At 52.3% G+C, this 3,292-nt stretch carries 2 rRNA genes; both read right to left on the bottom strand.

Annotated elements, in window-relative coordinates:
- Positions 1-7 precede the first annotated feature (7 nt).
- A 5S ribosomal RNA gene (gene rrf / locus LC431_RS26125) occupies positions 8-123 on the bottom strand.
- Positions 124-236: 113 nt separating this feature from the next.
- A 23S ribosomal RNA gene (locus LC431_RS26130) occupies positions 237-3,145 on the bottom strand.
- Positions 3,146-3,292 lie beyond the last annotated feature (147 nt).

Below are 3,292 nucleotides of genomic sequence, written 5' to 3' on the forward strand. Positions count from 1 at the left end.
ATTTGATGCCTGGCAGTTCCCTACTCTCGCATGGGGAGACCCCACACTACCATCGGCGCTACGGCGTTTCACTTCTGAGTTCGGCATGGGGTCAGGTGGGACCACCGCGCTACTGCCGCCAGGCAAATTCTGTTTCATTCATAACGCTCACCCTACATCAGGCTTGCACTACGAACCAATCTCGGAACTTCAGCTGAAAATCTACTTCAAGTCTCTAAAAACACCTTTGGTGTTGTAAGGTTAAGCCTCTCGGGTCATTAGTACTGGTTAGCTCAATGCATCGCTGCACTTACACACCCAGCCTATCAACGTCTTAGTCTTAAACGTCCCTTCAGGTGGCTTAAAGCCACAGGGAAGACTCATCTCGAGGCAAGTTTCGCGCTTAGATGCTTTCAGCGCTTATCTTTTCCGCATTTAGCTACCGGGCAATGCCATTGGCATGACAACCCGAACACCAGTGATGCGTCCACTCCGGTCCTCTCGTACTAGGAGCAGCCCCTCTCAATCTTCCAACGCCCACGGCAGATAGGGACCGAACTGTCTCACGACGTTCTAAACCCAGCTCGCGTACCACTTTAAATGGCGAACAGCCATACCCTTGGGACCTACTTCAGCCCCAGGATGTGATGAGCCGACATCGAGGTGCCAAACACCGCCGTCGATATGAACTCTTGGGCGGTATCAGCCTGTTATCCCCGGAGTACCTTTTATCCGTTGAGCGATGGCCCTTCCATTCAGAACCACCGGATCACTATGACCTACTTTCGTACCTGCTCGAGCCGTCACTCTCGCAGTCAAGCTAGCTTATGCCATTGCACTAACCTCACGATGTCCGACCGTGATTAGCTAACCTTCGTGCTCCTCCGTTACTCTTTAGGAGGAGACCGCCCCAGTCAAACTACCCACCAGACACTGTCCTCACCCCGGATCACGGGGCCGAGTTAGAACATCAAACATTAAAGGGTGGTATTTCAAGGTTGGCTCCACGCAGACTGGCGTCCACGCTTCAAAGCCTCCCACCTATCCTACACATCAAGGCTCAATGTTCAGTGTCAAGCTATAGTAAAGGTTCACGGGGTCTTTCCGTCTTGCCGCGGGTACACTGCATCTTCACAGCGAGTTCAATTTCACTGAGTCTCGGGTGGAGACAGCCTGGCCATCATTACGCCATTCGTGCAGGTCGGAACTTACCCGACAAGGAATTTCGCTACCTTAGGACCGTTATAGTTACGGCCGCCGTTTACCGGGGCTTCGATCAAGAGCTTCGCCTTACGGCTGACCCCATCAATTAACCTTCCGGCACCGGGCAGGCGTCACACCGTATACGTCCACTTTCGTGTTTGCACAGTGCTGTGTTTTTATTAAACAGTTGCAGCCAGCTGGTATCTTCGACTGGCTTCAGCTCCGGGAGCAAGTCCCTTCACCTACGCGCCAGCGTGCCTTCTCCCGAAGTTACGGCACCATTTTGCCTAGTTCCTTCACCCGAGTTCTCTCAAGCGCCTGAGTATTCTCTACCTGACCACCTGTGTCGGTTTGGGGTACGATTTCGTGTTACCTGGAGCTTAGAGGCTTTTCCTGGAAGCATGGCATCAGCTACTTCACCACCGTAGTGGCTCGTTATCACGCCTCAGGGTTGATATGCAACCGGATTTACCAGGTCACACCCCCTACACGCTTGAACCGGGACAACCGTCGCCCGGCCAGCCTAGCCTTCTCCGTCCCCCCTTCGCAGTAACACCAAGTGCAGGAATATTAACCTGCTTCCCATCGACTACGCTTTTCAGCCTCGCCTTAGGGGTCGACTCACCCTGCCCCGATTAACGTTGGACAGGAACCCTTGGTCTTCCGGCGTGCGGGTTTTTCACCCGCATTATCGTTACTTATGTCAGCATTCGCACTTCTGATACCTCCAGCAAACCTCACAGTTCACCTTCGACGGCTTACAGAACGCTCCCCTACCCAACAACGCCTAAGCGTCGCTGCCGCAGCTTCGGTGCATGGTTTAGCCCCGTTACATCTTCCGCGCAGGCCGACTCGACCAGTGAGCTATTACGCTTTCTTTAAATGATGGCTGCTTCTAAGCCAACATCCTGGCTGTCTATGCCTTCCCACATCGTTTCCCACTTAACCATGACTTTGGGACCTTAGCTGGCGGTCTGGGTTGTTTCCCTCTTCACGACGGACGTTAGCACCCGCCGTGTGTCTCCCGTGATAACATTCTTCGGTATTCGTAGTTTGCATCGAGTTGGTAAGCCGGGATGGCCCCCTAGTCGAAACAGTGCTCTACCCCCGAAGATGAGTTCACGAGGCGCTACCTAAATAGCTTTCGGGGAGAACCAGCTATCTCCCGGTTTGATTGGCCTTTCACCCCCAGCCACAAGTCATCCGCTAATTTTTCAACATTAGTCGGTTCGGTCCTCCAGTTAGTGTTACCCAACCTTCAACCTGCCCATGGCTAGATCACCGGGTTTCGGGTCTATACCTTGCAACTTGACGCCCAGTTAAGACTCGGTTTCCCTACGGCTCCCCTATTCGGTTAACCTTGCTACAAAATATAAGTCGCTGACCCATTATACAAAAGGTACGCAGTCACCCAACAAAGTAGGCTCCCACTGCTTGTACGTACACGGTTTCAGGTTCTATTTCACTCCCCTCGCCGGGGTTCTTTTCGCCTTTCCCTCACGGTACTGGTTCACTATCGGTCAGTCAGGAGTATTTAGCCTTGGAGGATGGTCCCCCCATATTCAGACAGGATGTCACGTGTCCCGCCCTACTCATCGAACTCACAACTTGTGCATTTTTGTGTACGGGACTATCACCCTGTACCGTGCGACTTTCCAGACGCTTCCACTAACACACAAACTGATGCTGGTTCTGGGCTCTTCCCCGTTCGCTCGCCGCTACTGGGGGAATCTCGGTTGATTTCTTTTCCTCGGGGTACTTAGATGTTTCAGTTCCCCCGGTTCGCCTCATTACACTATGTATTCATGTAATGATAATGTGTCGAAACACACTGGGTTTCCCCATTCGGGTATCGTCGGGTATAACGGTTCATATCACCTTACCGACGCTTTTCGCAGATTAGCACGCCCTTCATCGCCTCTGACTGCCTAGGCATCCACCGTGTACGCTTAGTCGCTTAACCTCACAACCCGAAGGTGTTTCCACCATCGCGCTGCGATTATTTGAGAGACTCTGTTACAGACTAATTCACCACTCGGTACTGCTACGGAGAGTGATGTTCAGCTGTAAACTTTCAATTTTCAGCTTGTTCCAGATTGTTAAAGAGCAA

Origin of the sequence: Rahnella sp. GSA61A (assembly GCF_019969905.1) — a bacterium.
Taxonomy (GTDB): Bacteria; Pseudomonadota; Gammaproteobacteria; order Enterobacterales; family Enterobacteriaceae; genus Rahnella; species Rahnella aceris.